Genomic DNA, 25430 nt, shown 5'->3' with positions numbered 1-25430 from the left:
CTGGTGCTGGACGACAGCGCCTTCGAGCTCGTCGAGCTCGGCGAGGTGGTTCCCGCTTCGGTGACCGCCGGCTACGGCCTGACCGAGCTGTCCGCTTCCAAGGGCACCAGCAGCTGCTGCTGCTGCACCCCGTGCTGCTCCTGCACCTGATCCGGTGCGCCCACTGATCGATCCCAGAGAGGAAGGGAGGTGAAAGACATGGAGAACTTCGACAACCTGGTGCTGGACGACAGCGCCTTCGAGCTCGTCGAGCTCGGCGAGGTGGTTCCCGCTTCGGTGACCGCCGGCTACGGCCTGACCGAGCTGTCCGCCTCGAAGGGCAGCAGCAGCTGCTGCTGCTGCACCCCGTGCTGCTCCTGCACCTGATCCGGTGCTGATCTCCCGGCACATGTGCTCTAGCCGGTGCGTGCGCGCGTCAGAGGACCGGGTGGCTCTCGGTCCTTTCTACTGACCAGTCATCAATGCATTCTCGAAGAAGCGGTGGTCATGGAAGTGAACGTCGATCAGGTACGGCCTCGGCTGCGTGGGGACGTCTACGTCATGCGCGTGCCGGAAGGCGCCTACATCCGCAGCAATCTGGGCGGCTCGATGCTCAAGGGCGCGTCGACGTACGAGTGGATCCAGCGGATCGCACCGCTGCTGGACGGCACCAAGACCCTCGGCGAGCTGTGCGCCTCGGTACCGGAGCCCAGCCGCGCCGCGCTGGCCAAGCTCGTTCTGCTCCTGCTCAACAAGGGGTACGTCAAGAACGCGCTGGACGACCGTCCGCACACGCTGTCCGGCGAGCTGGTCACCACCTACGCGGCCAACATCTCCTTCATCGAGTACTTCACCGACTCCCCCGAACGGCGCTTCGAGGCCTTCCGCGACAGTTCCGTCGTGCTGACCGGATCCGGCCCGCTGCTGCAGGCCCTGGTCAACTCGCAGCTGCGCGCCGGCGTGCGCACCGTGCCGCTCGCGCCGTTCGCCGAGTCGCCGTTCGACCGCGACCGCGTCGCCGAGCACCTGGGCGCGTCCCGTGCGCAGGACCCGGAGCAGCGGATCGTCTACCGGGACGCCGACGCCCAGCGGCTCGACCTGGTGGCCGCGGACGCCACCATGGTGCTGCACGTCGCCGACCGCCCCATGATCGAGCGGGCCCGGCAGCTGCCCGCGGCGGCCGCCGCCGCGGGTGCCGCGTTCGCGCAGGCTGTCGTGTCGGGCGACGAGGCGTGGGTCGGCCCGGTGATCGGCGAAAACGACGACCCCACCGCCTGGGATTCCGCGTGGCGTCGATTGTTTGCGCTCACATCCGACCTCGTCGGCGCGGACCTGCGCGACCACCCCGAGGTGGAACCGAGCGAGTTCCTGCGCGGCCCCACCGTCGCGCTGGTCGCCAACCAGCTGTGCTTCGCGGCGTTCCGCCATCTCGCCGGCATCGACAAGGGCGCAGGCCCCGACCACCTGGTCCGCTTCGACCTGGAGACCCTGGAGACCTCGAAGCACACCTTCCTGCCGCACCCGCTCGCGCTGCCCGCCGTTCCCGACGACCCGGCACGGCTGGCCGCGCTGGTGGCCGCGAAGCCCGTGGACGACGAGGAACTGGCCCGGCGCGCGGTGGACTTCGTCGACCCGCGGACCGGAGTGTTCGCCGAGGTCACCGAGCGCGACTACGAGCAGCTGCCGCTGTTCGTCAGCGAGGTCGTGGTCTCCGACCCGGTCGGCCTGGCCGGCGGCTCCTTCCCGGTCCACGGCTGTGGTGAGACCGTGGTCGAGTCCCGCGAGCGGGCGGTCCGGCGCGCGCTCGAAGGCTACGCGGCCGTGATGGTCGACTCCCGCAAGGGCGAACGGCTGTACGGGCTGGACGTGCTGACCGGCGAGCCGGTCGAGGTCGACGCCGCCGAGGTCTTCCCCGCACGGACCGCGGCCTCCGGAACCGACTGGTCCGACGCCGTGCGCGCCGCCGTGGTGGCGGCGGTCAACGACACCGCGGTGGCCGCCCTGTCGACCGCGACCGAACCGCTGCCGCAGCTGGACCTGGACGCCGCCGAGCTGACCCCGCGCGGTGAGCGCTACCTGAAACTGCTGGGGATCGTCGAGGAGTCGTTCGAGGTCCACGACCTGTCCGGTCTGCTCGGCCTGCCGACCTTCGCGTTCACCACCCCCGCCGGCACCGTCGCCTACGTCAGCGGCCTGGACGTCGCCGCCGCACTGGAGGAGGGGCTGGAGCGGACGCTGCTCGCCTACCAGGCCCGGGCCACCGGCCAGCCCGGCTACGCGCCGGCCCCCGTGCCCGACCTGCCCGAGTGGCTGCGCGGCTCGGCCGCCGGGGGCGCGACCGGGGCGGGGCCCCGCTCGGTGACGCTGGACGAGGTCGTGGCCGGGCTGACCGGGGAGGGCGGCCGGGTGGTCGCGGTCCCGCTGGACCACGATGCCTCCCTGGCCCGGTTGTCCCCGTTCGTGGTGCGTGTCGTGGTCCTCCATGGCTGACCAGCCGCAGGTGCTCCTCGAACCGCACCAGGTGGTCGTGGGGCCGTCGGCGCCGGGCTGCCCGGAGTGCCTGCACACGCGTCGCGTCGCGGCGGCGTCCGCCGAACGCGCCGCCGAGATGGCCGCCGGGGCGTCGGACCGGGAGCTGCCGAGCTTCCTGGCCGACACCGTCGACGGATTGGCCGCGGCGCGGCCCGGGGCCCGGCGGTTCTGGGTCGTCGACACCGCCACGCTGGCGCTGTCCCGGCACGCCTTCCTCGACGACCCGCACTGTCAGAGGTGTTCGGAGGTGCCGGAGGACAGCGAGCAGGGCGCACGGGTGGTCCGGGAGACGCGGCGCAAGCTGTCGCCCGAATCCAGCCGCGTCCGGCGGCTCGACCGGGGCGCACTCGCGGCGACCTACGTCGACGGGCAGGCCGGCCTGATCCCCACGGTCACCTCCTACCCGGGACACGCGTTCCCGTTCAGCGGGGCCGTCCTGGCCGCACCCGGTGCCCCGGCGGAGCCGGCCGGCTACGGCCGCACCCGGGACTTCACCTCCGCGTGGTCCATCGCGGTGGCCGAGTCGCTGGAGCGGCTCACGGCGTACGCGCCGGCCAAGCGCACCGCCGTCCGGGCCGGTTACGCCGAGGTGGCCGGTGCCGCGATCGACCCCCGCACGCTCGGGCTCTATCCCGACGACCGGTTCCTGATCCCGGACTTCCCGTACCGGAAGTTCACCGAGGACGCGGTGACCAACTGGGTGTGGGGCTACTCCTTCGGCCAGGGCCGGCCGGTGCTGGTGCCGGAGAGCTTCGTCTACTACCGCCTGCCGATGCCCGCCGGCGAGCCCAGGTTCGCCGGCGAGATCTCCAGCGGCAACGCGCTCGGGAGCTGCTACGAGGAGGCCGTGTTGCACGGCATCCTCGAAGTCGCCGAGCGCGACGCGTTCCTGATGGCCTGGTACCAGCAGACCCCGCTGCCCGAGATCGACCCGGCCACGGTGCCCGACCGCCGGATCCCGCTGGTGGCCGAGCGGATCGAGCGGCAGGGCTACCGGGTGCACGTCTTCGACAGCACGCGGGAACACGGGATCCCGTCGTTCTGGACGCTCGCCGAGGACGTCACCGGCGCCGCGCGGCCCAGGGCCGTTTCGACCGGCGGCAGCGGGCTGCGCCCGGCCGAGGCGATCCTGGCCGCGCTGCACGAACTGAGCCAGACCGTCGAGTACCTGGCCATCCTGGCGCTCGATCCGGACTGGCACGACCGTGCCCGGCACCTGGCCGACCATCCGGACGAGGTCGTCTCGATGGCCGACCACCTGCTCTGCGCCGCCAATCCGGCCACCTTCGACCGGTACTCCTTCCTGCTCGACGATCCGGCGACCTCGACCTGGGAGCAGCGGCTCGGACGCTGGCACTGGCCGAGCACCACCGACATCGGCGCGGACCTCGACGAGGCCGTCCGGCGCTTCGCCACGGCCGGCATGGACGTCGTCGCCGTCGACACCACCTCCACAGAACAGACAGCCGGAGGCTTTAAATGCGTCAAGGTGATAGCACCGGGCTCGGTGCCGATGACCTTCGGACACGCGGCCCGGCGGGTGACCGGACTGCCCAGGCTGTCCGAGGTACGCAACCCGCACCCGCATCCCTTCCCGTGACCGGGGGTGCCGTGACCGAGCGCGGGGGCGCTGTCGGCCGGGAGTTCCTGCGGGTCAGCCTGGAGGACCTCGCCGAGGCGATGGAGGCCCGGCAGTCGGAGTACGCCAACCCGGACGAGCCGCTGAAGTTCAAGATCTACCGGGGCCGGCCCCGACGCCCGCTGACGACCAGGGTCCCGCACGCGTTGCGCGAGGTCGAGGCGTTCGACGAAGCGGCGCTGTCGACGCTGCTGCGCTACGGCTACGGCCTCTCCCGGCAGGAGTTCGACACCAACGGGACCTGGCCCTACCACCGGATGGTCGCGTCCGCGCGCTGCCTGTTCGGTGTCCAGCTGTACGTGATGCTGCCCGAGGGCGTCTACCACTACGACGCTCCGCACCACGCGTTGGTGCTGCTGCGCGGCGGGGACCACCGGCTGCTGCTGGCCGGCGCGACCGGAACCGCGGGTGCTCCGCCCCAGGCCGTGTTCGTGCTCTCCGGGCTGTTCTCCAAGGTCGCGTACATCTACCGCGACTACGCCTACCGCCTGTGCACCCAGGAGGCCGGACTGCTCACCGGGAACCTCGACCTGGTCGCCCGGTCCATGGGCCTGCGGGCGCACGTGCGCCACCAGTTCGTCGACGAGCCGGTCAACAAGCTGCTCGGACTCGACCCCGACGAGGAGCCGGCCCTGGTGGTCCTGCCGCTGCACCTCGCCGACGCCGACGCCGGCCCGCGGCGCGACCCGGTCCCGCGGACAGCCGCGGCGCTGGCCGCGACCATCGACCCGATCAGTCCGACCGTGGTCCCCGGCGGACTGAAGGCCGCTCAGGCCTGCCCGGCGCTGACGAAGGTCAATCGCGCGTCCTTGCGCACCGACACCGCGACCTTCGCAGCGGCCGAACCGGTCGCGCCCGCCGTGCCCGGCACCGAACCACTGCCCCTGCCCCGGGCCGAGGCCCCGGAGATCGACCTGGCGCAGGTGCTGCGGGTGCGTGATTCGGGCCCCGGGCTCTTCAAGCCGGTCGCCTCGCAGGTCGACGGGGTCGAGCTGTGGGCGCGGCTGGCCCGGATCCGGACCGGGGTCGCCAGCGACGCCGTCCCGGCCGGCGCGCCGGTCCCGTTGGAGATCTACCTGACCGTCGGCGATCTCACCGGAATTCCGGCGGGTTCCTACCGGCTCGACCAGAACACCGGCGCGCTGCAGCCGATCGTCCGCGCGGACGCCGACACCGACGCCGTCACGGCGATCGAGCGGGTCACCATCCCCGGACCGGTCTTCCGGAACATGAACGCCATCGTCCATCTCGTCGGCGACGGCGACTGGGCGTTCGACACCTTCGGTGACCGCGGCTACCGCGTGCTCAACCAGGAGGCCGGGCTGCTCGCGCACCGCGTGTGCGTCGCGGCCGCGGCACAGGGCATGTCCGGCCGGATCGTCAACGCCTACCACGCCGAAGGGGTCCGCGCGGCCCTCGGACTGGCCGAGCAACGGCACGCCCCGGTCTTCCAGATCATGCTGGCCAGGACCGGCCCGGGCGGACGCATGATCGTCCCCGTCGAGCCGGAGGGGGTGGAGTGATGGACAGGCTGCGAGAAGCCGGCCCCGCCCCGCAGCGGTACGTGCCGGGGTCGTCCGCCGTGGTCCGCCTCGCCGGCAGCCCGGTCGCCGCGCTGGACGGACTGCGCTGCGCGCGGAGCTGGCACACGGCCGGCGAGCTGGTGCGGCTGCGCGGCGAGATCACCACGGCGGCCGGCGAGCTGTCGGACCTGCTGCACACGGTGATCGGCGCCACGGGCGACGGCGAGCTCAAGGCCGGGCTCGTCGCGGTGCGCCGGGCAGTGCACCGCGGCCGCCACGTCCATCCGGCGCGATCGGCCGACGTCCCCGCCGAGCTGGTCGCCCCGCTGCGGGAGTGGGAGGAGCGGCTCGCCGAACGCGACCGCCTCGTGGCGGCACTCCCACAGGAACTCGAACAGGACCGGGCGGAGAGCTACGAGTCGCTGCTCGCCGCGGCCGGGCTGCCCGCGTTCCAGCTCGGTCTCGTGCACGCCAACCCGGACCTGTTCCTGGCCCTGCGGAAGTGGGTGGAGACCGGGCACGCGCCGCAGCGCCAGACCGTGCTGCGCCTGGCGCAGTACCTGGCCCGCTCCGCCGCGAAGACCAGCCCGTACTCCACGTTCACCAGCAGCGGCCTGGCCGCCTGGGGCGAGGCCGAGGACATCGTCGAGCCGGCCGCGGGGCGGCCCGCCGCGGCGACCTCGACCGAGGTCAGCGTCGGATCGCTGCACCGGATCGCGCGCGCCGTCTGCGAACGCCCGGAGCTGGTCGGCGGCTGCCCGATCCGGATCAACCCCAGCGCCACGGCCGTCGACGACGCGCTGCTGTTCCTCGGCCGTCGGCCGGTCGAGCACGTGCACAGCCTCGCGCTCACCCCGACCCTGCGCCGGGTGCTGGAACTGACCACCCCCCGGCGCACTTCCGATCAGTGCACCTTCGACGAGCTGCGGGACGCGCTGCTGGCCGTCGCGCCCGACGGGCGCAAGGTCGACCTGTTCCTGCGCCGACTGGTGACGCTGGGCCTGCTGGAGCCGGTCCCGCCGCTCGCCGACCAGTCCGCGGACCCGGTCGGCGACCTGCGCGCCTGGCTGCGCCGGCAGCCGGGCCTGGAACGGCTGGACCGGACCCTGCACGGGCTGGCCGAGGCGCTGTCGAGCTACCCGACCATCACCGAACCCGGCGACCGGGTCGCCGTCCGCGAGGCCGTGGTCCACGGGCTGGACGCGGCCCTGCGCGAGGTGGGCGACCACGCCCACGCCGGCAGCCCGAAGATGGCCCAGGAGTTCGCCCGGTACAGCTTCTACGAGAACGCGGTGCACCCCGGCACGAGTGCCGTGCTGGACCGGGCGAGCTGGCGTCCGCTGCTGGACGACCTCGACGCGGTGCGCACCCTGCTCGGCCTGATCGGGCCCGACCTGCCGTTCAAGCTGACGCTCGCCTCGCTGTTCTGGAGCCGCTACCCGGTCGGGGCGCAGGTCCCGCTGATGGTGTTCTACCGGGACGTCCTGGCCGAGCAGTCCGCCGGCGCCGCGTCGGGCCCGGCCGGGCGCGGGCCGCGCCTGGCGCACAGCCGGTTCGCCAGTGCGGACAGCCCGGTCGAAACGGTGCGCGAGCTGCACCGCCTGCGCACCGCCGGCAAGCGCCTGCTGGGCGAGCGCACGCCCGACCGGGACGGCGTGGTCCGCATCGACCCCGACGAGGTGCGCAAGCTGGCCGCACAGTGGCCGGACTGGGTCCGCACACCGACGTCGCTCGCGGTCTACTGCCAGCTCGCCCATGCCGCACACGGCCCGGAACTGGTCGTCAACAGCATCGGCGGCGGCTTCGGCCGCGGCCGCAACCGGGTGCGGCACATCCTGGACGTGCTCGACCTGCCCGCCGGCGTCCCGGACGAAGCGGGGCTGGCCGCGGGCCGCGACGACGTGCTGTTCGCCGAGTTCGAGGCCGTGGCCCGCTCCGCCGTCAACGTCAGGAAGCCGAGCGTCCGGCTGGTCGTCGACTACCCCGGCGTCCGCAGCACGCGCGAGGACGAGGACCGGGTGACGGTCAACGACCTCCATGTGCAGTACGGCGAGGACGGGTTGCTCACGCTGGTGTCGCGCCGGCTGGGCAAGCGGATCTGCCCGGTGCACCCGGGTCTGGGCGCCGACCGGCTGCTGCCGCACGCCGCACGCTTCATGATCGAGGCGTTCGGCGAGTCCAACACCTGGTTCGACGCGTCCACCGAGCTCCGGATGACCTCGGACCCGCGCACGGACAGCGGAGTGCGCCACCTGCCCCGGCTGATGGTGGGCAACGTGGTGCTGCGCCGCGCCATGTGGCTGACCCACGCCGCCCAGGTGCCCCGGCGGGCCGACGCCCCGACCGGCGAGGCCTGGGTGCTGAGGATCGTCGGCTGGCTGGCCGAACACGGCATCCCCGAGCGCTGCTTCGTCACCGTCCTCGACCCGGCGTCACTGAACCAGGGCGAGAACGGTCAGGGGCCGAGCAACGACACCAAACCCACCTACGTGGACTTCGCCAGCACGCTGCTGCTGCTCGGTCTGGAACGCCGGCTCACCGCGCCGGACGCGATCGTGCAGATCAGCGAGATGCTGCCGGATCCCGGCCACGTCCGCGGTGAGCACGTGGCGGAGTACATCGTGGAACTGAACGAGCCCGGAGTCACCTATGTCTGAGTACAGCTGGGTCAGCGCCCACCTCTTCTACCACGGCGACCAGGACGCCGTGATCGTCGGTGTCGTCAGGCCCGCCGTCGAACGGCTGGGCCGGGCCGGACTGGTCGACGGCTTCTTCTTCCTCCGCTACTGGGAGGGCGGCCCGCACGTCCGGCTGCGGGTGCGCACCTGGCCGGAGCACGTCGAGGAGGTCCGCTCGGTCATCGAGGAGACGGCCGCGGAGTTCTACCGCACCTCGCCGTCGCAGTCCGCGCTGACCGAGCAGGCCTACGCCGAGTCCGCGGCCGAGCTCGCCGAGCTGGAGCGGATGGACCACTACGACTCGTTGCACCCGGACAACTCGATCGCGTTCATCGACTACGTGCCCGAGACCGACGTGTACGGCACCGGCCGCTCCCTGGCCGCCGTCGAGAAGCAGTTCATGGCGGCCAGCGTGCTGGCGGTCGAACTGATCGCCCGCGGTCGCACCCCGGGTCAGCGCGCCATGGACGCCTTCGCCATGCTGGCCGCCAACCGCACGGTCTTCACCGGCATCCTGCCCGAACTCGCCTACCAGGCACGGTTCATGGTCGAGAGCGGCGGCGCCGCGGCGGAGCTGCTGCAGTCGGCGGCGTTCGAGCGGTACTTCGACGCGAACAAGGCCCGGCTGCGCACCAGCCTGGAGGCGGTGTTCGCGTCGACGAGGGGCGTGGCACTGCCGGACGCGTCCGTGGAGAGCAGGTGGCTGGCCACCGTGCGGGAGGCCAACGACACCCTGGTCGAACTGGAGCTGCTGGGCAAGCTGGACGCCTACTCCGACTTCGAGGCTCCGGCCGACGTGCTGCAGCACATCAACCACCTGGTCCCGCAGCTGATCGTGGAACGGTTCACGCACCTGATGTGCAACCGACTCGGCATCAGCCTGGCCCAGGAGTCCCACCTGCGGCTGCTGCTGACCAGGACCGCCTTCGACCTGTGCGCGGTGTGAGCCATGAGCAACGACGCCACGCACTACGTGGAGAACGTGCACACCCCCACCGAGGTGGTGAACCAGGCGGCGTTCCGGCCCCTGGTCGTCAAGACCTACCCGGGCGCACCGCGCCACCCGCTGCCGTGGCCGCCGGAGAGCTCCGAGCACCGGCTCGGCAGGATGCTCGCCGACCTCGGGGGCATCACCCGGTCGCAGTGGCTGACCCCGCTGGACAAGCTGCCCTTCACCGACAGCTTCGAGGCCATCCCGGACTCCGATCCGCTGCAGTGGCTGGTGACCCGGCGCCCGACCCCGTCAGGGGGCGCCCGGTACAGCGCGGAGTGGTACGTGATCGCCGGTCCCGACTCGGAGGTGCCGCCGGGCGTCTACTACTACGACCCGGCCCGGCACGCCCTGGTGCTGCTGCGCTCGGGCGACTACCGGAGCTGGGTCGCGTCCCGGCCGGCCGCGACCGTCCTGGTGCAGACGAACGTGTTCTGGCGGCTGGCCGCCAAGTACGGCGAGATGTACTACCGGCTGGTCTGCCTGGAGGCCGGGATCCAGGTGGCGCAGGCGCTGGTGGTCGCGGGCGACCAGGACGCCACGGCCCGGCTGTGCTTCCCCGACGCCGACGTGACCGAGCTGCTGGGGCTCGACCCGAGGGAGGAGGGGGTGCACGCGGTGATCGAGCTGGTCCCGCCGGTGCCCGCCACCTACGGCGGCCCGTCGCTGGCCTCCTACCCACTCGCCTCCGGCGCGCACTCGGCGGTGCTCGCCCAGAGCCGCCCCCGCCCGGAACCGCTGCCGGCCGCACCCCTGGGGGAAGGCACGCGGATCAGCCTGCCGCATGCGGAACCGGACCTGCCGGCCGGCACCCGGACCCGTCACGCGGCCATGCGCGGCTTCAACGGCGAGACCATGTCGATGGGCACACTGGCCACGATCCTCGCCGGCTACGGCCGGCAGGAGGGCTGGGACGTGCCGGCCAACCTGGTCGAGTTCCACTGCGTCATCGCCGACGTGACGGGCATCCCGTCCGGTGCGTACCGCTACCTTCCCGACGAGCACCAACTGGAGCTGGTGGCCGAGGGCGATCCCCGGCAGCGGCTGCGCGAGGCCGCGCTGGCCGCGCTGCCCCAGCAGGGCGCCCGCACGGCGAACGTGTGGCTGCTGCCGGTGGGGGACGGCGCGGCCCTGGAGGAGCGGTTCGGCACCCGTTGGTACCGCGTGCAGCAGGCGGCCGCCGGTGCCGCACTGCACCGGGCCTGCCTCGCCGCCGCGGCCATCGGCGTGGCGAGCCGGATCCAGAACGACGTGCTCACCCATCTGCTGGACACCTGGTTCGGTCTGGAGGGGCGCAAACGGAGCCTGCTGGTGGCGCAGTTCGGCACCGAGCACCCCGCCGGCCTGCGCCCCGAGTTCCGGCTGACCTGGTGAGGGGAACGGACGTGACAGACACCGTACTCGGCAAGGGCCTCCTGGCCGCTGCCATCGCCCGGCGTCCGCCGGCGGCCCTGGTGGTGGCGCACGACGGCTGGGACACCGGCGACTGGGCGGCGGTGCACGACCGGGGCGAGCCCTGGTTGCCGGTGTGGACCGAGCTCGACCGGGTCGTGGTCGGCCCGCTGGTGCGGCCCGGCGAGCCCGGCTGCGTCTGGTGCCTGCAGAAGTGGCGGGCCGGCGCGCCCGCCCGGGCGCCGTGGAGCAGCCGGCTGCGCGCGGACGACCGGATCGCGAGTCGGCCGTCGGACTGGCTGTCCGGCTTCGCCGCCGAGGCCGTCTCCGAACTCCTGCACGCGGGCGCCGCCGAGGACTGCTGCTGGTTCCTCGACCTGCGCGACCTGTCGCTGAGCCGGCACACGTTCCTCCCGGACCCGCTGTGCGCGGTCTGCGGCACGCTGCCCGAGGACACCGCGGCGGCGGCCGCGATCGAGCCCCGGTCCCGGCTCAAGCCCCGGGCCCGCTCCAGCCGGATCGGCGAGCTCTCCGAATCCCGGCTGACCGCGCTCTACGTGGACGCCGAGACCGGTGTGGTCGCCCCGCCGCGCGGCATGCGCGACTCGCTCGTGCCGCTGACCGAATCGGTCCTGACCGAGTACGGCTACCAGGGGGAGGCGGGGTTCGGGCGCACCCTCGACTTCGCCTCCAGCCGGGCCACCGCGGTCGCGGAGGCGCTGGAACGGCTCGGCGGCCAGTGGCCCTGGGGCAAGCGCACCACCGTGCGCGGCAGCTACGCGGACCTGGCCGGGCACGCGCTGGACCCGCGCTCGTTCGGCCTGCTCTCCCCGGAGCGCTACCTGGAGCCGGACTGCCAGTACCAGCCGTTCACCGAGGACGCCGTGGTGTCCTGGGTGTGGGGGTACTCGTTCGGGCAGGCCCGGCCGGTCCTGGTGCCCGAGACCCACGCCTACTACCGGATGCCGTTCCAGCCGGGGACCCTCGCGGACAAGCCGTTCACCTTCGAGATCTCCAACGGCTGCGCGCTCGGCGGCTGCCTGGAGGAGGCGATCCTGCACGGGATCCTGGAGGTCGTCGAGCGCGACGCGTTCCTGATGACCTGGTACGCCCGGATGTCCGTGCCGGAGGTGGACCTCGCCCGGGCACCGGATCCGCGGATCGGGCTCCTGGTGGAGCGCATCGAGCGCACCGGCTGCCGGGTCCGGGCCTTCGACACCACCCTGACGGAGGGGATCCGTTCGTTCTGGGTCCTCGCGCAGGACACCACCGGTGACGACAGCCGGCCGAAGGTCGTCTGCACCAGCGGCTCCGCGCTGGACCCGGTCGCCGCCGTGCTCACCGCCCTCGGTGAGCTGGCGCCGATCATCGAACAGGAGCAGGTCAGGTACCCGGCCGAGGCCGAGCGGGCCAGGCGGATGGCCGCCGATCCCGAACTGGTGCGGATCATGACCGACCACGCGGTGTGCAGCGCGACGCCGGAGGCGTTCGACCGCTTCTCGTTCCTGCTCGACGGCGACCGCGTGATCGGCTGGGACGAGGTGATCACCCGCAGCCCGTGGCCGCTCCACGCCGACCTGCGGGACGACCTCACCGAGGCCGTCGGCCGGATGCTGGCGGGCGGCATGGACGTCGTGGTCGTCGACCAGACCTCGCCGCTGCACGAGGCCGCCGGCCTGCACTGCGTCAAAGTGATCGCGCCCGGCGCCCTGTCCATGACCTTCGGCCACCGCAACCGGCGGACCGACGGGCTGACCCGGTTGCGGGAGGTACCTCACCGGCTCGGTCACGCACCGCGCCCGCTGGCCGAGGCCGACCTCAACCCCCACCCCCACCCGTTCCCATGAGCAGCCACGCCACCACCTTCGGAGTACGCGTCGCGGGCCTGTCCGCCGACGTGGCCGACCGGCTCGCCGACGACCGGCTGCGTCACGAGCTGGTCGCGCTGTCCCGTACGGCCGCAGGCCTGACGGCCGACGCCGCGACGCTGTCCGACCACTGCCACGACGTGATCGGCGCGCTGTCCGAGCCCTCGGCCAAACCCAAGCTGGTGGCGCTGCGCCGGGCCGTGCACCGGCTGCGCGATCCCCGGCGACTGCTCGCCGAGCCGCCGGTCGCCTCGGCGCTGGGCCCCGAACTCGCCGAGGACATCGCGGAGTTCGGCCGCAGGCTGGGCCAGTACCGCGCCGACCGTGCGCGGTTGCCGGGCGTGCTGGCCGAAGCCGCCCGGTCCATCGACGGCCGTCTGCGCGAGATCGGCGCGGATCCCCGGTTCGACCAGGGCCTCGCCCATGCCAGCCCCACCCTGTACGAGGTACTCGGACGCAGACCCGGGCGGCAGGAACTGATCCGGCTGGCCGTCTACGCCGCCCGCGCCGCCGTCAAGACCAGCCCGTTCAGCACGTTCACCGCGAGCGGCCTCGGCCGGTTCGTCCCGGACGGGCCGGCCCTGCGGTGGGCCGCGACCGGGCCGGCGCGGTCGATCGTCGAACTCGACCTGTCGGTCCTCACCCCGCTGGCCGCCGGCTCGGCCGAGCCGACGGTCCGGGTCAACCCCAGCGCGCGCCTGGAGGCCGGCACCGTCCGCTTCCTCGGCCCCGCGCCGGCGGAGGACCTCCTCACCCTGCCGCTCACCGCCCCGCTGCGGCACTGCCTGCGCGCCGCGGCCGGCCGGCCGACGCTCGCCGAGCTGACGGCGGCCTTTCCCGCGCCGCCGGAGCAGACGGCCGGGTACCTGCGCTCCCTCGTGACGAGCGGACTGCTCCTGCTCCAGCCGGACTTCGACGACCACGGCATCGATCCGATGCAGCAGGTGGCCGAGCGGGTTCCCGCGCTGGTCCCGGTCCACGAGGGGCTGCGCGCGTATGGGAGCGCTAACGGGGCCGACCGGATCGCGCTCGGGGCGCTGCTCCACGAGCAGCTACGGGACCTCGGCATCACCGGCAAGCTTCGGGACGTGCTGACCGAGCAGTCGGTCATCCCGGGAGTCGTGGCCGAGGCGGGCCTGCCGTCCTGGCGGGACGCACTGGACGACCTGGCGACGGCTTGCCGGCTGCTCGCGGTCTTCGACTCCACGCTGCCCTACAAACTGGCGGTCGCCGCGTTCATCCGGGAGCGCTTCGGCACGGAGACGCCGGTGCCGTTCGACCGGTTCTACGCCGAACTCGTCCGCGACGGTCACGAGGCCAGGCGGCTGCACCCCGCCGCGGTCGCCTTCGACATGACCGGGCTGACCGGCACCCTGGCGGCCAGCCCGGTCGCGGAGGTCCGCCACCTGGTGGACCTGATCGCCGAGGTCCGGCGCGCGCTGCCGGACCGGCAGCGGATCGAGGACGTCCTCGACGCGCTGCCGGCCTGGGTGCGCCCGGCCGGCTCGGTCGCCGTGTACGTCCAGCGCGACGGCGACGAGGTGATCGTCAACGCGGTGAACTCCGGCTTCGGCCGGGCCCGTTCACAGGTGCGCCGACTGCTGTGCCACATCGCGCACGACCCGCTCCCGGTCGACGCGGTGTACCCGGACGCGCCGGCGTACGCGGAGTTCCCCCACACCCTCGCCACCTCGCTCAACCAGCGCGAGCTCGCCCTGCCGGACCGGCTCGACTACCCGCCGCCCGCCGGGCTGACGGTCGGCGTGGACGGCGACGGGCTGCCGGTCCTGTTCGACGACGGATCGGTCGTCCGCCCGGTCCACGGCGGACTGTCCTACGAGCGGCAGTTCCCGCCGGTCATGGCGCTGCTGGTCGAGGCGTTCGGCGAGAACCCCCTGCTGCTGCGCCCCGACCAGCCGCTCCGGCACGACGCGAGCGCCGGGAACGGGCGGGGCAGCGTCCTGCACGCGCCGAGGCTGAGCATCGGGCGCGTGGTGCTCCGGCGGGCCACCTGGGTGGCGCAGCCCGGCACCCTGCCACGCCGCGCGCCCGGTCAGTCCGACGCGGACTTCCTGCTCGCGCTGACCGACTGGCTGGCCGAGTGCGGCCTCCCGACCCGGTTCTTCGTGTCCGTGCTGCGGATGCGCGCGATCTCGGTCGGTTCGACCACGGGCGACCGCAGCCGCAAGCCGCTGTACGTCGACATCGGCGCACCGCACCTCGTGCTGGCCTTCGAGCGGCTCGCCAGGGACCCGGCCGGTGCGGCGGTGTTCTCCGAAGTCGCGCCCGGGCCGGAGACCGCGCTCCTCGATCACCAGGGGGTACCGAGAGTGACCGAATACGTGATCGAGCTCAACTGCCGAGGAGACCGCAAGTGACAGAGCCCCTGTGGCGCACGGTGAACGTGTTCCACCATGACACCGACCGCACCGACCTGCTGCTCGACGCGGTCCGCCCGTTCATCACGGCGGTGGCCCCTTCGGCGCTCCGGGTGTACTACCAGCCGCACTGGCGGCGCGGGCCGCACGTGCGCATCCCGATCCAGGCGAGCGCCGAGGCCTTCGAGGAGGTCGTCGCCCCGGCCGTGGCCGGCGTGCTCGATCCGTACCTGCGGGCGCACCCTTCGACGGTCGTCCTCGACCAGCAGGCGGCGCACGCGGAGCACCTCCGGCTGGCCGCGCTGGAGAGCGAACGCGGGCCGCTGACCCGCTGGGCGGCCAACAACACCGTCGAGGTCGAGCCCTACGACCGGCGCGAGCACGTGCTCGGCGGACCGGCCGCCGCGGACCTGCTCGCCGACTACTACGTCGACACCAACGGCATCGTCTTCGACATCCTCGACCGGGTCCGCGGCGGCGGTTCGAAGATGGCGCTCGCGGTGGACCTGTTCATCGCGGCCGCGCACCGGTTCCTGCCGCCGGTGACCTACGGCTACATGTCCTTCCGCGGACACGCCGACGCCTTCCTCGCGAAGATGCCCGACGGCCTGCGCACGCGGTTCGACCACGTCTACGAGGCCAACGCCGAGACCTTCCGGCAGCGCCTCGTCGAGATCACCGCCGCCGCGGACTACCACGACACCGTCCGCTACGCCGCCCTGCTCGACGCGCTGCTGCTCTACCGCAACCAGGCCAACGGGCTGATCGCGACCGGTGAGCTGGCGATCAACACGGACGAGCAGGGCGAGCCGGAGGCCTGGGGCTCGACCTGGAGCGCATGGTCGGACCGCAGCCCGTTCCACCAGGTGCTCGGCGGCCACCGGGGGGCGGCCGACCAGCTCGGCGGCTGGAACGTCTTCCAGCAGTACCGGGTGGTACTCAACTGGCTCTACCTCAACATGTACCGGATCGGCATCGGCGAGCTGGAACGCAACCTGATCTGCCACGTGGTCTCCCGGGCCGTCGAGGACGTACACGGGGTGACCGCGATGAGCCGGATCGAGGACCTGATCGAGTTCGTCGACGGCGGCGGCCGCCTGTGAACGGCTCACCCGCCCGAGGAAGGACGACCCCATGACTCACGCTGTCACCGTCAGCGAACTCGTCAAGCGTTACCACCCGCACGCCCCGGCCGCCGTGGACGGCCTGAGCTTCACCGTCGAGCCGGGTGAGGTCTTCGGACTGCTCGGCCCGAACGGGGCCGGGAAGTCCACCACCGTCGGTGTGCTGACCACCCGGATGCGGCCGACCTCCGGCCGGTGCCTGGTCTTCGACACCGACGTGGTGGCCCGACCGGCCGCCGCGAAGCGGCTGCTCGCCGTCGTGCCGCAACGCCAGAATCTGGACCGCTCCCTCGACGTGCGGCAGAACCTGCTCTTCCACGCCCGCTACCACGGCGTCGGCCGGGACGAACGGCTCGGCCGCGCCGACGAGTTGCTCGACCTGATGGGGCTCACCGCGCAGGCCGGCCAGCGGGTCGAGCGGCTCTCCGGCGGGCAGGCCCAGCGGGTCGTCATCGCCCGGGCGCTGATGCACGCACCCAAGGTGCTGTTCCTGGACGAGCCGTCGACCGGCCTGGACCCGCAGTCCCGGCTGTTCCTGCACGAGCGCATCCGCGAACTGCGCGAGCGCGGCGTCACCGTCGTGCTCACCACCCACGACATGGACGAGGCCGAGAGCCTGTCCGACCGGATCGGCATCGTGGACCACGGCAGGCTCCTCGCGCTGGACACCCCGCGCGCGCTGACCGGGGCTCTCCCGGGCGGCACCACGATCAGCGCCCGGGTCCGCGGTGCGCAGGTGCCGAGCTCCGAGATCCTGGCCGCGCTGACGGAGCTGCCTGGTGCCGGTGCCGTCGAGCACGACGGGCCGCAGGCCACCGGGGGCAGCCAGTGCTTCCGGGTGCGGACCGAGAAGGACCCGTCGGTCCTGCTGCCGGACGTGCTGCGCGCCATCGTCGACCGAGGGGTGCAACTGGTCGACCTGTCGATCGCCCGGCCGAGCCTCCAGGACGTGTTCATCGATCTGACCGGAAGGGAACTGCGGTGACCACTCCGACCCAAGGCGCCGGTACCACCGAAGCCGTGGAGAGCGCCGAAACCGTGAAAACCGCGGAAGCTGCGGAGACCGCCGAAGCCGTGGAGACCGCCGAAGCCGCCGACCCGGGGGCGCGGCACGACCTCGGGCCCGTGACGCGGACCTTCCTGGCGGTGCTCTGGCGTGACCTCTACACCACCACCCGACGGCCGACCGCCTTCCTCCTCCAGGTGATCGTCCAACCACTGCTGCTGTTCTTCGTCTTCGGCAAGGTGCTCGGCGAAGCCGGCTTCACCAAGGGCGACTTCGGCGCGACGCTGCTGCCCGGCGTCATGGCGCTCAACGCGTTCCTCGTCGCCCTGGAGAACACCGCGATGCCGCTGATCATGGACTTCTCGTGGTCCGGCGAGATCGAGGACCGGCTGCTCGCACCGATACCGGGCGAGCTGGTCGCCGTCGCCAAGTCGGCCTACGGGACGCTGTGCGGCCTGTTCGCCGGGCTGGTCATGGCGCCGGTCGGGTTCCTGGTGCTGGGCACCACCGGCTGGCCGCTCGCGGCCTGGCCGGGCGTGCTGCTGATCCTGGTCCTCGGCGCGGCGACCGGCGCCGCCCTCGGCCTGATGCTCGGCACGATCGTCTCGCCGGACCGGATCGGCGTCACCTTCGCGATCGTCATGGCCCCCGTGACGTTCACCGGATCCGTCCAGTACCCGTGGTCGTCCCTCGGCCACCTGCGGTGGTTCCAGGTGATCTCCGCGATCAACCCGCTGACCTACGTCAGCGAGGGCCTGCGAGCCGCGACGCTGTCCGGTCCGCCGTCGTCGATCCCGCTGTGGCTGGACGCACTGGTGCTGCTGTCGGCCTTGGCGGTCACCGCCGTGATCGGCATCAGGGGATTCATGTCCAGGGCGATCGGTTGAGAGCGCTCACCGGAAGCGCCCGACCCGAAAAGAGCCCGGAAAAGAGTGAGGACGAATGAACAGGAACCTCAGGACCGCCGCACCCATGGTCTACGCGGCGCTCGTGGTCGGCGGCTTCATGATCGACTCGTCGATCGGTGTCGGCGTCTGCGTGGTGGGCGGGATGCTGCTCGGCGCCCTGTACGCGACCACCAACGGCGGCCGCCGCGACCGGGACCACGACCGAAACCGCAACCGCAACCGCAACCGCTGACGGACACCGTTCAGAGCCAGCCGCGGGTGCGCGCGATCCTGGCCGCTTCGGTCCGGTTGCGCGCGCCCAACTTGGCCATGGCACTGGAGAGGTAGTTGCGGACGGTCCCCTCGGCCAGGCACAGCCGCGCCGCGATCTCGGCGTTGCCGGCCCCTTCCGCGACCGCCCGCAGCAGCTCGCGTTCCCGCCCCGTCAGCGGATCGGCCGCGTCCCACGCGGCCACCGCCAGCTCCGGCGAGACCACCCGCTCACCCGCGTGCACCCGGCGCAACGCGGCCGCCAACTCGCCGATCGGCGCGTCCTTGAGCAGGTACCCGGCCACCCCGGCGTCGACCGCCCGCCGAAGGTAGCCGCTGCGCGCGAACGTGGTCACGATCAGCACCCGCGTGGGGTCGCCGAGGCGGTTCAGCTCCACGGCCAGGTCGAGACCGGTACGGCCGGGCATCTCGATGTCGGTCACCAGCACGTCCGGCCGGTGCTCGCGCACCGCGGCCAGCGCGTCGTCGCCGTTGGTCGCGGTCGCCACCACCGTGATGTCCGCCTGCAGGTCCAGCAGCGACGCGAACGCGCCCAGCACCATGCCCTGGTCCTCGGCCAGCACCACCCGGATCATCTGCCCGCCTCCGTCGGCACCGTGATGACCAGCGTCGTGCCGGCCGAGCCGGAGCGCTGCACAGCGCCGCCGAGTCTCGTGATCCGCTCCCGGAGTCCGGTCAGCCCGGTGCCCTCCGGGGCGCTGCCGCCGATCCCGTCGTCCGCGATCACCAAGCGCACCCGTTCCCCGTCCGTGTCCAGTCCGATGCGGCAGGTGGAGGCCCGTGCGTGCCGGGCCACGTTCGTCACCGCCTCGCGCAGCGCCAGCCCCAGCTCGTGATCGATCGCCGCGGGCAGGACCGGCTCGTCGTCACAACTCACCTGCAATGCCACCCCGGTCCCGGCGAGCGTACGCCGCGCCACCTCCAGCTCCACGCGGATGCTGGTCCGCCGCCAGCCGGTGACGGTGCTGCGCACTGCGGCCAGCGCCTCCCGCGCGTTGCGTTCGATCTCCTCGGACTCGGCGCGTGCCCGCTGCGGATCGGCGAGCACCAGCTCCTTGGTCAGCTGGGCGCGCATCACCACCGCGGTCAGCGAGTGCCCGAGCAGGTCGTGCAGGTCGCGCGCGATCCGTTCGCGTTCGGCCAGGGTCGCGAGCAGTTCGACCTGCGCGTTGCGCAACCGCTGGTTGTCGAGCTCCTGCCGCCGGTCGCGCTGCCCCAGTTCGAGCAGGCCGACCACCCAGATCATGACGAGCGCGGACGCGAAGCCCAGCAGCCGGTAGGACATCGGCACCTGCGACAGCAGGGCCGTGGCGCAGTCCAGCACGGTCAGGCCCGCGAACCACCGCCGCGCGACCGGCCACGGCAGCGTGTTGGCCACGGCGGCCGCGGCGTAGATGTACAGCACGCTCGCGGCGGCGTTGAACGGCGTGGCCAGCGCGCCGATCGCGGCCATCGGGACCGCCGACGCCCACACGCTCCACGCGGACGGGCTCCGCAGCAGCGCCATCGCGTACAGCACGACGGTGAGCGCGCACACCGCGACCGCCAGCGGCCACTCCCACCACGCCGGATCCGGTGAGAAGTACGGCTGCGCCGGCATGAACAGCAGGTAGCCGAGGTGGACCCACTCCCAGGTCCACAGCCGCTCGGCCACGGACCGGGGAGCAGCGCCGTCGAAGCCGGTCGTCACCATGTCAGATCCGTGCGTGGCGGTAGGACACCGCCGCCGCGCCGGCCGCCACGACCGTGGTGACCACCAGGGCGAGCACGTGGATCGCGGAGGAGCCGTCGCCGAGTTGGGCGAGCCCGAGCTGGGCGAGGTGGTACGTGGGCAGGAATTCCGCGATCCGCCGCACCACCGAGGGCAGGAAACGGATCGGGATCCACAGCCCGGACAGCACCGCGAGCGGGAACAGCACCGCGTTCAGCAGCGCGATCGCCGCTCCCGTGCGGAGCCGGAAGCCGATCGCGACGCTGAACAGCGTGAACGGGACGCTGCCCAGCAGCAGGACGACGACCACCCGCGCCAGTGCCCAGGGCGAGGCGTGCAGCGTGCCGAAGGCCGCAGCCGCCACCCCCATCAGCACGAGCACGCCGATGCCGTAGAGGAGCGCGGCGGCGGCCTTGGCGGCCAGACCGATCCACACCGGCACCGCGGACACCCGCTTCATGCGCAGCCAGCCGAGGTCCCGGTCCTGGGCGACTCCGATCCCCGGCTGCACCGAGGCCACCGTGATCACGCCGTAGGTGCCGAACGTGGCCACCATCGCCGTACCGGCCGAGAGGCCCTGCACGGTGTCGTGGCCGTACAGCAGGTTGAACAGCACGAAGAACCCGACCGGCATGAGGATGCCGAAGAACAGCGAGGTGGGTTCCCGCACGATCGCCCGGAGTTCGTCCCGCAGTTCGGTCCAGAAGACCCGTCCCACCATCACGTTCACGCCGCGGGTCCTTCCTGTGCGCGCTCCGAGGGTCCACGCTCGCCTGTGAGCGCTACCACGGCCTCCTCCAGGCCGGCGTCCTGCACCCGCAGATCCGACAACCCTGGATCCCGGTCCAGCAGGACGCGCAGCACATCCTCAGGCGAGCGCGTCTGGATCGTCACCAGGTCGCGCTCCCGCCCGACCCGGAGCACGCCCGGCAGCCGTTCCAGTGCGTCCCGGTCGAGGCCGGTCCGGACGGTCACCGTGCGGTCCGGTAGCCGGGACACGAGGTCCTCGGGCGGCGCGTCCGCCAGGATCCGACCGCGGTCGAGCACCACGACGCGGTCCGCGACCGCGGCCGACTCCTCGATCAGGTGCGTCGTCACCAGCACTGCGGCGCCCTGCGCCCGGCGCCGCGCCAGGATCTCCCAGAAGTGCCGCCGGGCCTGCGTGTCCAGGCCGACCGTCGGTTCGTCCAGCACCAGCAGCGCCGGCTCGGTGACCAGGGCCATCGCCAGCTGCACGCGCTGCTTCTGGCCGCCGGAGAGCTTCGAAACCCGTCGGCGTGCCAACTCGGTCAGCCCGAGTTCCTCCAGGATCGGGGCGGCCGCGGCCGCCCGCAGCCCACCGCGGACGGCGGCACCCTTCACCAGCTCGTCCACGGTCAGCGTGTTGGGGAATCCCAGGGTCTGCAGTGCCACGCCCAGCCGCCGGCGGGTCGCCGCGCGGCGCGGATCGCCGCCCAGGATCCGCACGGTCCCCTGCTGCGGCGCGAGCATGCCGACCGCGAGCGCCACCAGTGTCGACTTCCCGGCCCCGTTGGGCCCGAGCAGCGCGACGCACTCCCCCGGGTCCACCCGCACGTCCACGCCGTCCAGCGCGACCGTCTCTCCGTACCGGTACCGCAGGCCTTCGGCCGTCAGCACCGCCTGTGTCGTTGCCATGGCTACCAGGCTCCTGTCCGGTGACCGTGCGCGGCAGTGATGCCCTGTCACCAGCCCGCGATGACAAAAGTCAACTTCTGCACACCCGGGAAACCCGGGGAGGCGGGATCTTGGGTGCTCGAACTATAGCCGGGAGGCGTGAACCGGCAAGAACACTTTGTTAACGCTAACAGAAATTTCCCGGGAGACTTGGCATGGCATCTTAAATGTGCAGGTCAGAGGCAATTTAGGGGTGTCCCGGCCGGGTTGACGCGCTCATGGTTCGCTCATACGCTCCGGGGCACCGGATCCCGTCGCCGTACTCCGATCGGAGCACACCGATGTCGAAGTCCCGCCTCCGCCACACCCTCGTCCGCTCCCTCCTCGTGAGCGCGCTCGGCACGGCCGCCGCGCTCGGCGGCCTGACCGGCGCGCCGGCCGCGCACGCGGACACCGGGGGCGGGTCGTTCTCCGTGCTGACGTACAACGTCGCCGGGCTTCCGCAGCCGGTGAACAGCGCCCCGACGGAGCGGCAGAGCAGCACCACCGCCATCGGGCAGCGGCTCGGGCCGTACGACGTCGTGCACGTCGAGGAGGACTTCAACTACCACGCCGCGCTGTACGCCGCCGACACCCACCCGTACCGCACGGCCACCAGCGGCGGGGCGAGCATCGGCAGCGGCCTCAACACCCTGTCCGGACTCGCCTACGACACCGACGACTTCGAGCGCGTCAAGTGGAACGACTGCCAGCTCGACTCCGGTGACTGCCTCACCCCCAAGGGCTTCACCTTCATGCGGACCCGGCTGGCCGAGGGCGTGTACGTGGACTTCTACAACCTCCACGCGAACGCGGGCACGAACCCCGGCGACGAGACCGCCCGCGCCGCCAACCTGGCGCAGCTCACCGGCTACATCAGGACCCACTCGGCCGGGAACGCCGTCGTGGTGATGGGCGACACCAACACGCGCTACACGCGCGCCGACGACACCATCGCCGCCTTCGCCGCCGACAACCGGCTGACCGACGCGTGGGTACAGCTGGAACACGGCGGCGTGGCGCCGACCCGTGGCGCCGACCCGCTGCTGTGCGACCAGAACGCGCCCACCGACACCTGCGAGATCGTCGACAAGGTCCTGTACCGCAGCAGCGCGCTCGTCTCGCTCACCGCGACCTCGTACGCCAACAAGCACACCGACTTCCTGGACGGCGCCGGCAAGATGCTCTCCGACCACGACCCGGTCGCCGTGGGCCTCACCTGGAGCCGGAACCCCGCCTACCTGGCGAGCGATCAGTTCGGCGGCCCGCACGGCGACTTCTACGACGACGTCGACCGCGTCGCGCCCGCTGCCCGGGTCACCGCGGTCGGCCTGCGCTCCGGCGCCCGGGTCGACCAGGTCGGGCTGACCCTCGCCGACGGCACCACGCTCACGCACGGCGGCTCCGGCGGCACCGCCTCCTCGCTCACCCTGGGCAGCGGCGAGTATGTGAGCGCTGCCACCCTCTGCCAGGGCTCGCGCGACGGTCACACCCGCATCTTCTACGCCTCGTTCAGCACCAACCTGGGCAGGTCCCTGGCCGGCGGCACCACCACCGCGGACTGCGTGACCCGCACCGCGCCCGCCGGCTGGCAGATCGCCGGGTTCCACGGACGCGCCGGCGACGAGGTCGACAAGCTCGGCTTCCTGTTCACCCGCCGCTGACCACCCCGCACTTCCCCGGCCCGGGCCGCCACCCGGGCCGGGGAACCCCCGTCATTCCCGAGCACCGTTCCGCCCACCGGGCCCACCACCGCAGGAAGACCAACGTGAACGATCACCGCACCCTGGACCGCCGCCGCTTCCTGCGGAACTCCGCCGGCACCTCGGTCGGCATTCTCGCCGGGCCCACCGCCTTGAGCCTGCTGGTCACCCCACAGCAGGCCGCCGCCGCGCCGGCCGGCCCCGCCCAGGGCGCCGCCTTCGTCGACTCCTACGCGACCAACACCATGGCCGACCTCACCCCGGAGGGGAACGCGGCCGTACGCATCCTCACCGGGATGAACCGGGTCTGGCACACCGGCGCTTCCTGGAACGACGGCTCGCCGCTGCTCGCCGACGTCCTGCGCGCCAATGTGCGCTACTGCGTGCAGGTCACCACCGAGCGGACCGACGCGGAGGCCCGCGAGGCCTTCATCTACGACCGCCAGCACCAGAGTTACGCCGTCATCGCCGGCCTCGGCCCGCTCGCCGACCTGTACCGGACGGGCGCCCGCGCCGTCACCGCGATCACCACGGCACCCGACTCCACCCCGCCCGCGAAGGTCGACGACGCCGTCCCCGCCGACGCGCCCGCCGGCTCCGCACTCGGCCCCGGGGCCGTCGACTCGGAGCTAGGGCAGGTGGTCACCCTGGTCAACACGGTTCGCGGACCGTACGCCTCGGGCAACCCCGCCAAGTACGCGTACCGGTACCCGCGTCCCTGGCGCCTGAACGAGGACAGCGCAGTGGTCGACACCGGCGCCACCGACGCCCTCGGCTACCCGGTCTACGACACGGACGTCGTCGTCGCCCCGCAACTGCTGCGCCAGCGCGGCACCTCCGCGGTCGACGACGGCGGCTTTGTGAGCGGTCACACCAACGCCTTCCACCTGGCCGCGCTGGCCCTCGCGTACGCGGTGCCCGAGCGCTTCCAGGAGCTCGTCACCCGGGCGTTCGAGCTCAGCCACACCCGGATCACCGCCGGCATGCACTCCCCCCTCGACGTCATCGGCGGCCGGACGCTCGCCACGGCGCTCGCCGCCGCCACCCTCGCCGACCCCCGGAACGCCGCCCTCAAGGCCGCCGCCCGGAGCCAGGCGGCCGCGTACTTCCGGTCGAAGACCGGCACCACGCCCGACACCCTGTACGCCTTCGCCCACGGAGCCGATCCGGCCGAGGACCCGTACGCCGACCGCGAGGCGAACGCCGAGCAGGTCACCCCGCGGCTGACGTACGTCCTGCGCCGTAGCGGCCCGAACGTCCCGATGAGCGTGCCCAAGGGCGCCGAGGTCGTGCTGGAGACCCGCCTGCCCTACCTCGACGCCGCCCAGCGCCGCGAGGTACTGCGCACCACCGCCCTGCCCTCCGGCTACGTCCTGCTGGACGGACCGGAGATGTGGGGCCGGCTCGACCTGTTCGCCGCGGCCGACGGTTACGGCTCGTTCGAGCGGGACGTGACCGCGGAGCTGAACGCCGCCGACGGCGGGTTCTGCGCGGCCGACTCCTGGCGCAACAACATCGGCGGGCCCGGCGGCCTCACCAAGCGCGGCACCGGGACACTGACCCTGACCGGCACCAACCGTTACACGGGCCCCACCGTGGTGGCCGCCGGAGTCCTCGCGGCCGGCTCTCGCGACGCCCTGGGGCGCGGCGACGTGCACGTCCGCGGCGGCACCCTGCGGGTGGATGTCGAACAGGGACCCGTCCGGCTGCGCGGCGACTACCTGCAGGCCGCCGGCACGCGCCTGGAGCTGACGCTCCACCACTGCCACGCCCCGGCCCTGACGGTCGCGGGCCGGGTGACGCTCGGCCGTGACGCGCAGCTCGTCCTGCGGCTGCCGGACTCCCTCGAACCGGACGACGACGTGGTGCTGCCGGTGCTCAACGGGCGTACGCTGCAAGGCGGGTTCGGCAGCGTCACCGTCGACGCGGACGGGTACCGGGCGACGCCGCTCTACACCCACGACGGCCTCGCGGTGCGGTTGACCCGCTGCTGAGCCCCGCTGCCGAGCCCGCCGGTGCGCGGCTCTGTTCGCGCTCACACCGGCACGCCAACG

General features: G+C 72.7%; 20 protein-coding genes. 16 read left to right on the top strand and 4 right to left on the bottom strand.

Annotated elements, in window-relative coordinates; all coding sequences use genetic code 11:
* The first annotated feature begins 3 nt into the window (after window positions 1-3).
* From ACFV4F_RS12370 to ACFV4F_RS12305, 14 genes are all read left to right on the top strand, one after another.
* Window positions 4-150: a thiomuracin/GE37468 family thiazolyl RiPP peptide gene (locus ACFV4F_RS12370; RefSeq protein ID WP_380501973.1), complete on the top strand. Its 147-nt coding sequence runs from the start codon at window positions 4-6 to the stop codon at window positions 148-150.
* 48 nt (window positions 151-198) lie between these two features.
* Window positions 199-366: a thiomuracin/GE37468 family thiazolyl RiPP peptide gene (locus ACFV4F_RS12365; protein ID WP_380438446.1), complete on the top strand. Its 168-nt coding sequence runs from the start codon at window positions 199-201 to the stop codon at window positions 364-366.
* Window positions 367-486: 120 nt separating this feature from the next.
* Window positions 487-2469: a hypothetical protein gene (locus ACFV4F_RS12360; protein ID WP_380501959.1), complete on the top strand. Its 1983-nt coding sequence runs from the start codon at window positions 487-489 to the stop codon at window positions 2467-2469.
* Window positions 2462-4111 carry a TOMM precursor leader peptide-binding protein gene (locus tag ACFV4F_RS12355; protein WP_380501957.1) on the top strand — a complete coding sequence of 550 codons (1650 nt, stop codon included), beginning with the start codon at window positions 2462-2464 and terminating at the stop codon, window positions 4109-4111. Before ACFV4F_RS12360 ends, ACFV4F_RS12355 begins: the two co-directional genes overlap by 8 nt.
* A gap of 11 nt (window positions 4112-4122) precedes the next feature.
* Window positions 4123-5673 carry a SagB family peptide dehydrogenase gene (locus tag ACFV4F_RS12350; protein ID WP_380501955.1) on the top strand — a complete coding sequence of 517 codons (1551 nt, stop codon included), beginning with the start codon at window positions 4123-4125 and terminating at the stop codon, window positions 5671-5673.
* Window positions 5673-8330, top strand: coding sequence for a lantibiotic dehydratase (locus ACFV4F_RS12345; RefSeq protein ID WP_380501953.1), 2658 nt, complete (start codon window positions 5673-5675; stop codon window positions 8328-8330). The genes ACFV4F_RS12350 and ACFV4F_RS12345 overlap by 1 nt, the downstream gene beginning before the upstream one ends.
* Entirely contained in the window at window positions 8323-9297 is a 975-nt protein-coding gene (locus ACFV4F_RS12340) for a lantibiotic dehydratase C-terminal domain-containing protein (protein ID WP_380438436.1), read from the top strand. The genes ACFV4F_RS12345 and ACFV4F_RS12340 overlap by 8 nt, the downstream gene beginning before the upstream one ends.
* Before the next feature lie 3 nt (window positions 9298-9300).
* On the top strand, window positions 9301-10716 hold the full coding sequence (locus ACFV4F_RS12335; protein WP_380438434.1) for a nitroreductase family protein: 1416 nt from the start codon (window positions 9301-9303) through the stop codon (window positions 10714-10716).
* A gap of 11 nt (window positions 10717-10727) precedes the next feature.
* The gene (locus ACFV4F_RS12330) at window positions 10728-12581 is read left to right on the top strand and encodes a TOMM precursor leader peptide-binding protein (protein WP_380501951.1); all 1854 of its coding nucleotides are present in this window, start codon (window positions 10728-10730) and stop codon (window positions 12579-12581) included.
* Window positions 12578-14980: a lantibiotic dehydratase gene (locus ACFV4F_RS12325; RefSeq protein WP_380501949.1), complete on the top strand. Its 2403-nt coding sequence runs from the start codon at window positions 12578-12580 to the stop codon at window positions 14978-14980. The genes ACFV4F_RS12330 and ACFV4F_RS12325 overlap by 4 nt, the downstream gene beginning before the upstream one ends.
* Window positions 14977-16083, top strand: a complete 1107-nt coding sequence (locus ACFV4F_RS12320) for a thiopeptide maturation pyridine synthase (protein WP_380501947.1) — start codon at window positions 14977-14979, stop codon at window positions 16081-16083. Before ACFV4F_RS12325 ends, ACFV4F_RS12320 begins: the two co-directional genes overlap by 4 nt.
* Before the next feature lie 31 nt (window positions 16084-16114).
* Window positions 16115-17089 carry an ATP-binding cassette domain-containing protein gene (locus tag ACFV4F_RS12315; RefSeq protein WP_380438427.1) on the top strand — a complete coding sequence of 325 codons (975 nt, stop codon included), beginning with the start codon at window positions 16115-16117 and terminating at the stop codon, window positions 17087-17089.
* A gap of 53 nt (window positions 17090-17142) precedes the next feature.
* Window positions 17143-17997, top strand: a complete 855-nt coding sequence (locus ACFV4F_RS12310) for an ABC transporter permease (RefSeq protein ID WP_380501945.1) — start codon at window positions 17143-17145, stop codon at window positions 17995-17997.
* A gap of 55 nt (window positions 17998-18052) precedes the next feature.
* A complete protein-coding gene (locus ACFV4F_RS12305; protein WP_380501943.1) occupies window positions 18053-18250 on the top strand; it encodes a hypothetical protein in 198 nt (65 codons plus the stop codon).
* A gap of 10 nt (window positions 18251-18260) precedes the next feature.
* Here the strand turns inward: ACFV4F_RS12305 and ACFV4F_RS12300 are convergent, their stop codons facing one another.
* From ACFV4F_RS12300 to ACFV4F_RS12285, 4 genes are read right to left on the bottom strand one after another with little or no spacing between them, the layout of a single operon-like run.
* Window positions 18261-18863: a response regulator transcription factor gene (locus ACFV4F_RS12300; RefSeq protein ID WP_380438421.1), complete on the bottom strand. Its 603-nt coding sequence runs from the start codon at window positions 18861-18863 to the stop codon at window positions 18261-18263.
* On the bottom strand, window positions 18860-19981 hold the full coding sequence (locus ACFV4F_RS12295; RefSeq protein ID WP_380501941.1) for a sensor histidine kinase: 1122 nt from the start codon (window positions 19979-19981) through the stop codon (window positions 18860-18862). Before ACFV4F_RS12295 ends, ACFV4F_RS12300 begins: the two co-directional genes overlap by 4 nt.
* 1 nt (window position 19982) lies before the next feature.
* Window positions 19983-20720: an ABC transporter permease gene (locus tag ACFV4F_RS12290; RefSeq protein ID WP_380501971.1), complete on the bottom strand. Its 738-nt coding sequence runs from the start codon at window positions 20718-20720 to the stop codon at window positions 19983-19985.
* 5 nt (window positions 20721-20725) lie between these two features.
* A complete protein-coding gene (locus ACFV4F_RS12285) occupies window positions 20726-21655 on the bottom strand; it encodes an ABC transporter ATP-binding protein (RefSeq protein ID WP_380438418.1) in 930 nt (309 codons plus the stop codon).
* A gap of 320 nt (window positions 21656-21975) precedes the next feature.
* Here ACFV4F_RS12285 and ACFV4F_RS12280 point away from each other — a divergent pair, with 320 nt between their 5' ends.
* Window positions 21976-23337, top strand: coding sequence for a jacalin-like lectin (locus tag ACFV4F_RS12280; RefSeq protein ID WP_380438417.1), 1362 nt, complete (start codon window positions 21976-21978; stop codon window positions 23335-23337).
* Between the two features lie 104 nt (window positions 23338-23441).
* On the top strand, window positions 23442-25370 hold the full coding sequence (locus ACFV4F_RS12275; RefSeq protein WP_380438415.1) for a phosphatase PAP2 family protein: 1929 nt from the start codon (window positions 23442-23444) through the stop codon (window positions 25368-25370).
* Window positions 25371-25430: the final 60 nt, after the last annotated feature.

The organism is Kitasatospora sp. NPDC059722 (genome assembly GCF_042733235.1).
GTDB lineage: Bacteria > Actinomycetota > Actinomycetes > Streptomycetales > Streptomycetaceae > Kitasatospora.
This window is presented reverse-complemented; position numbering and strand designations above follow the sequence as displayed.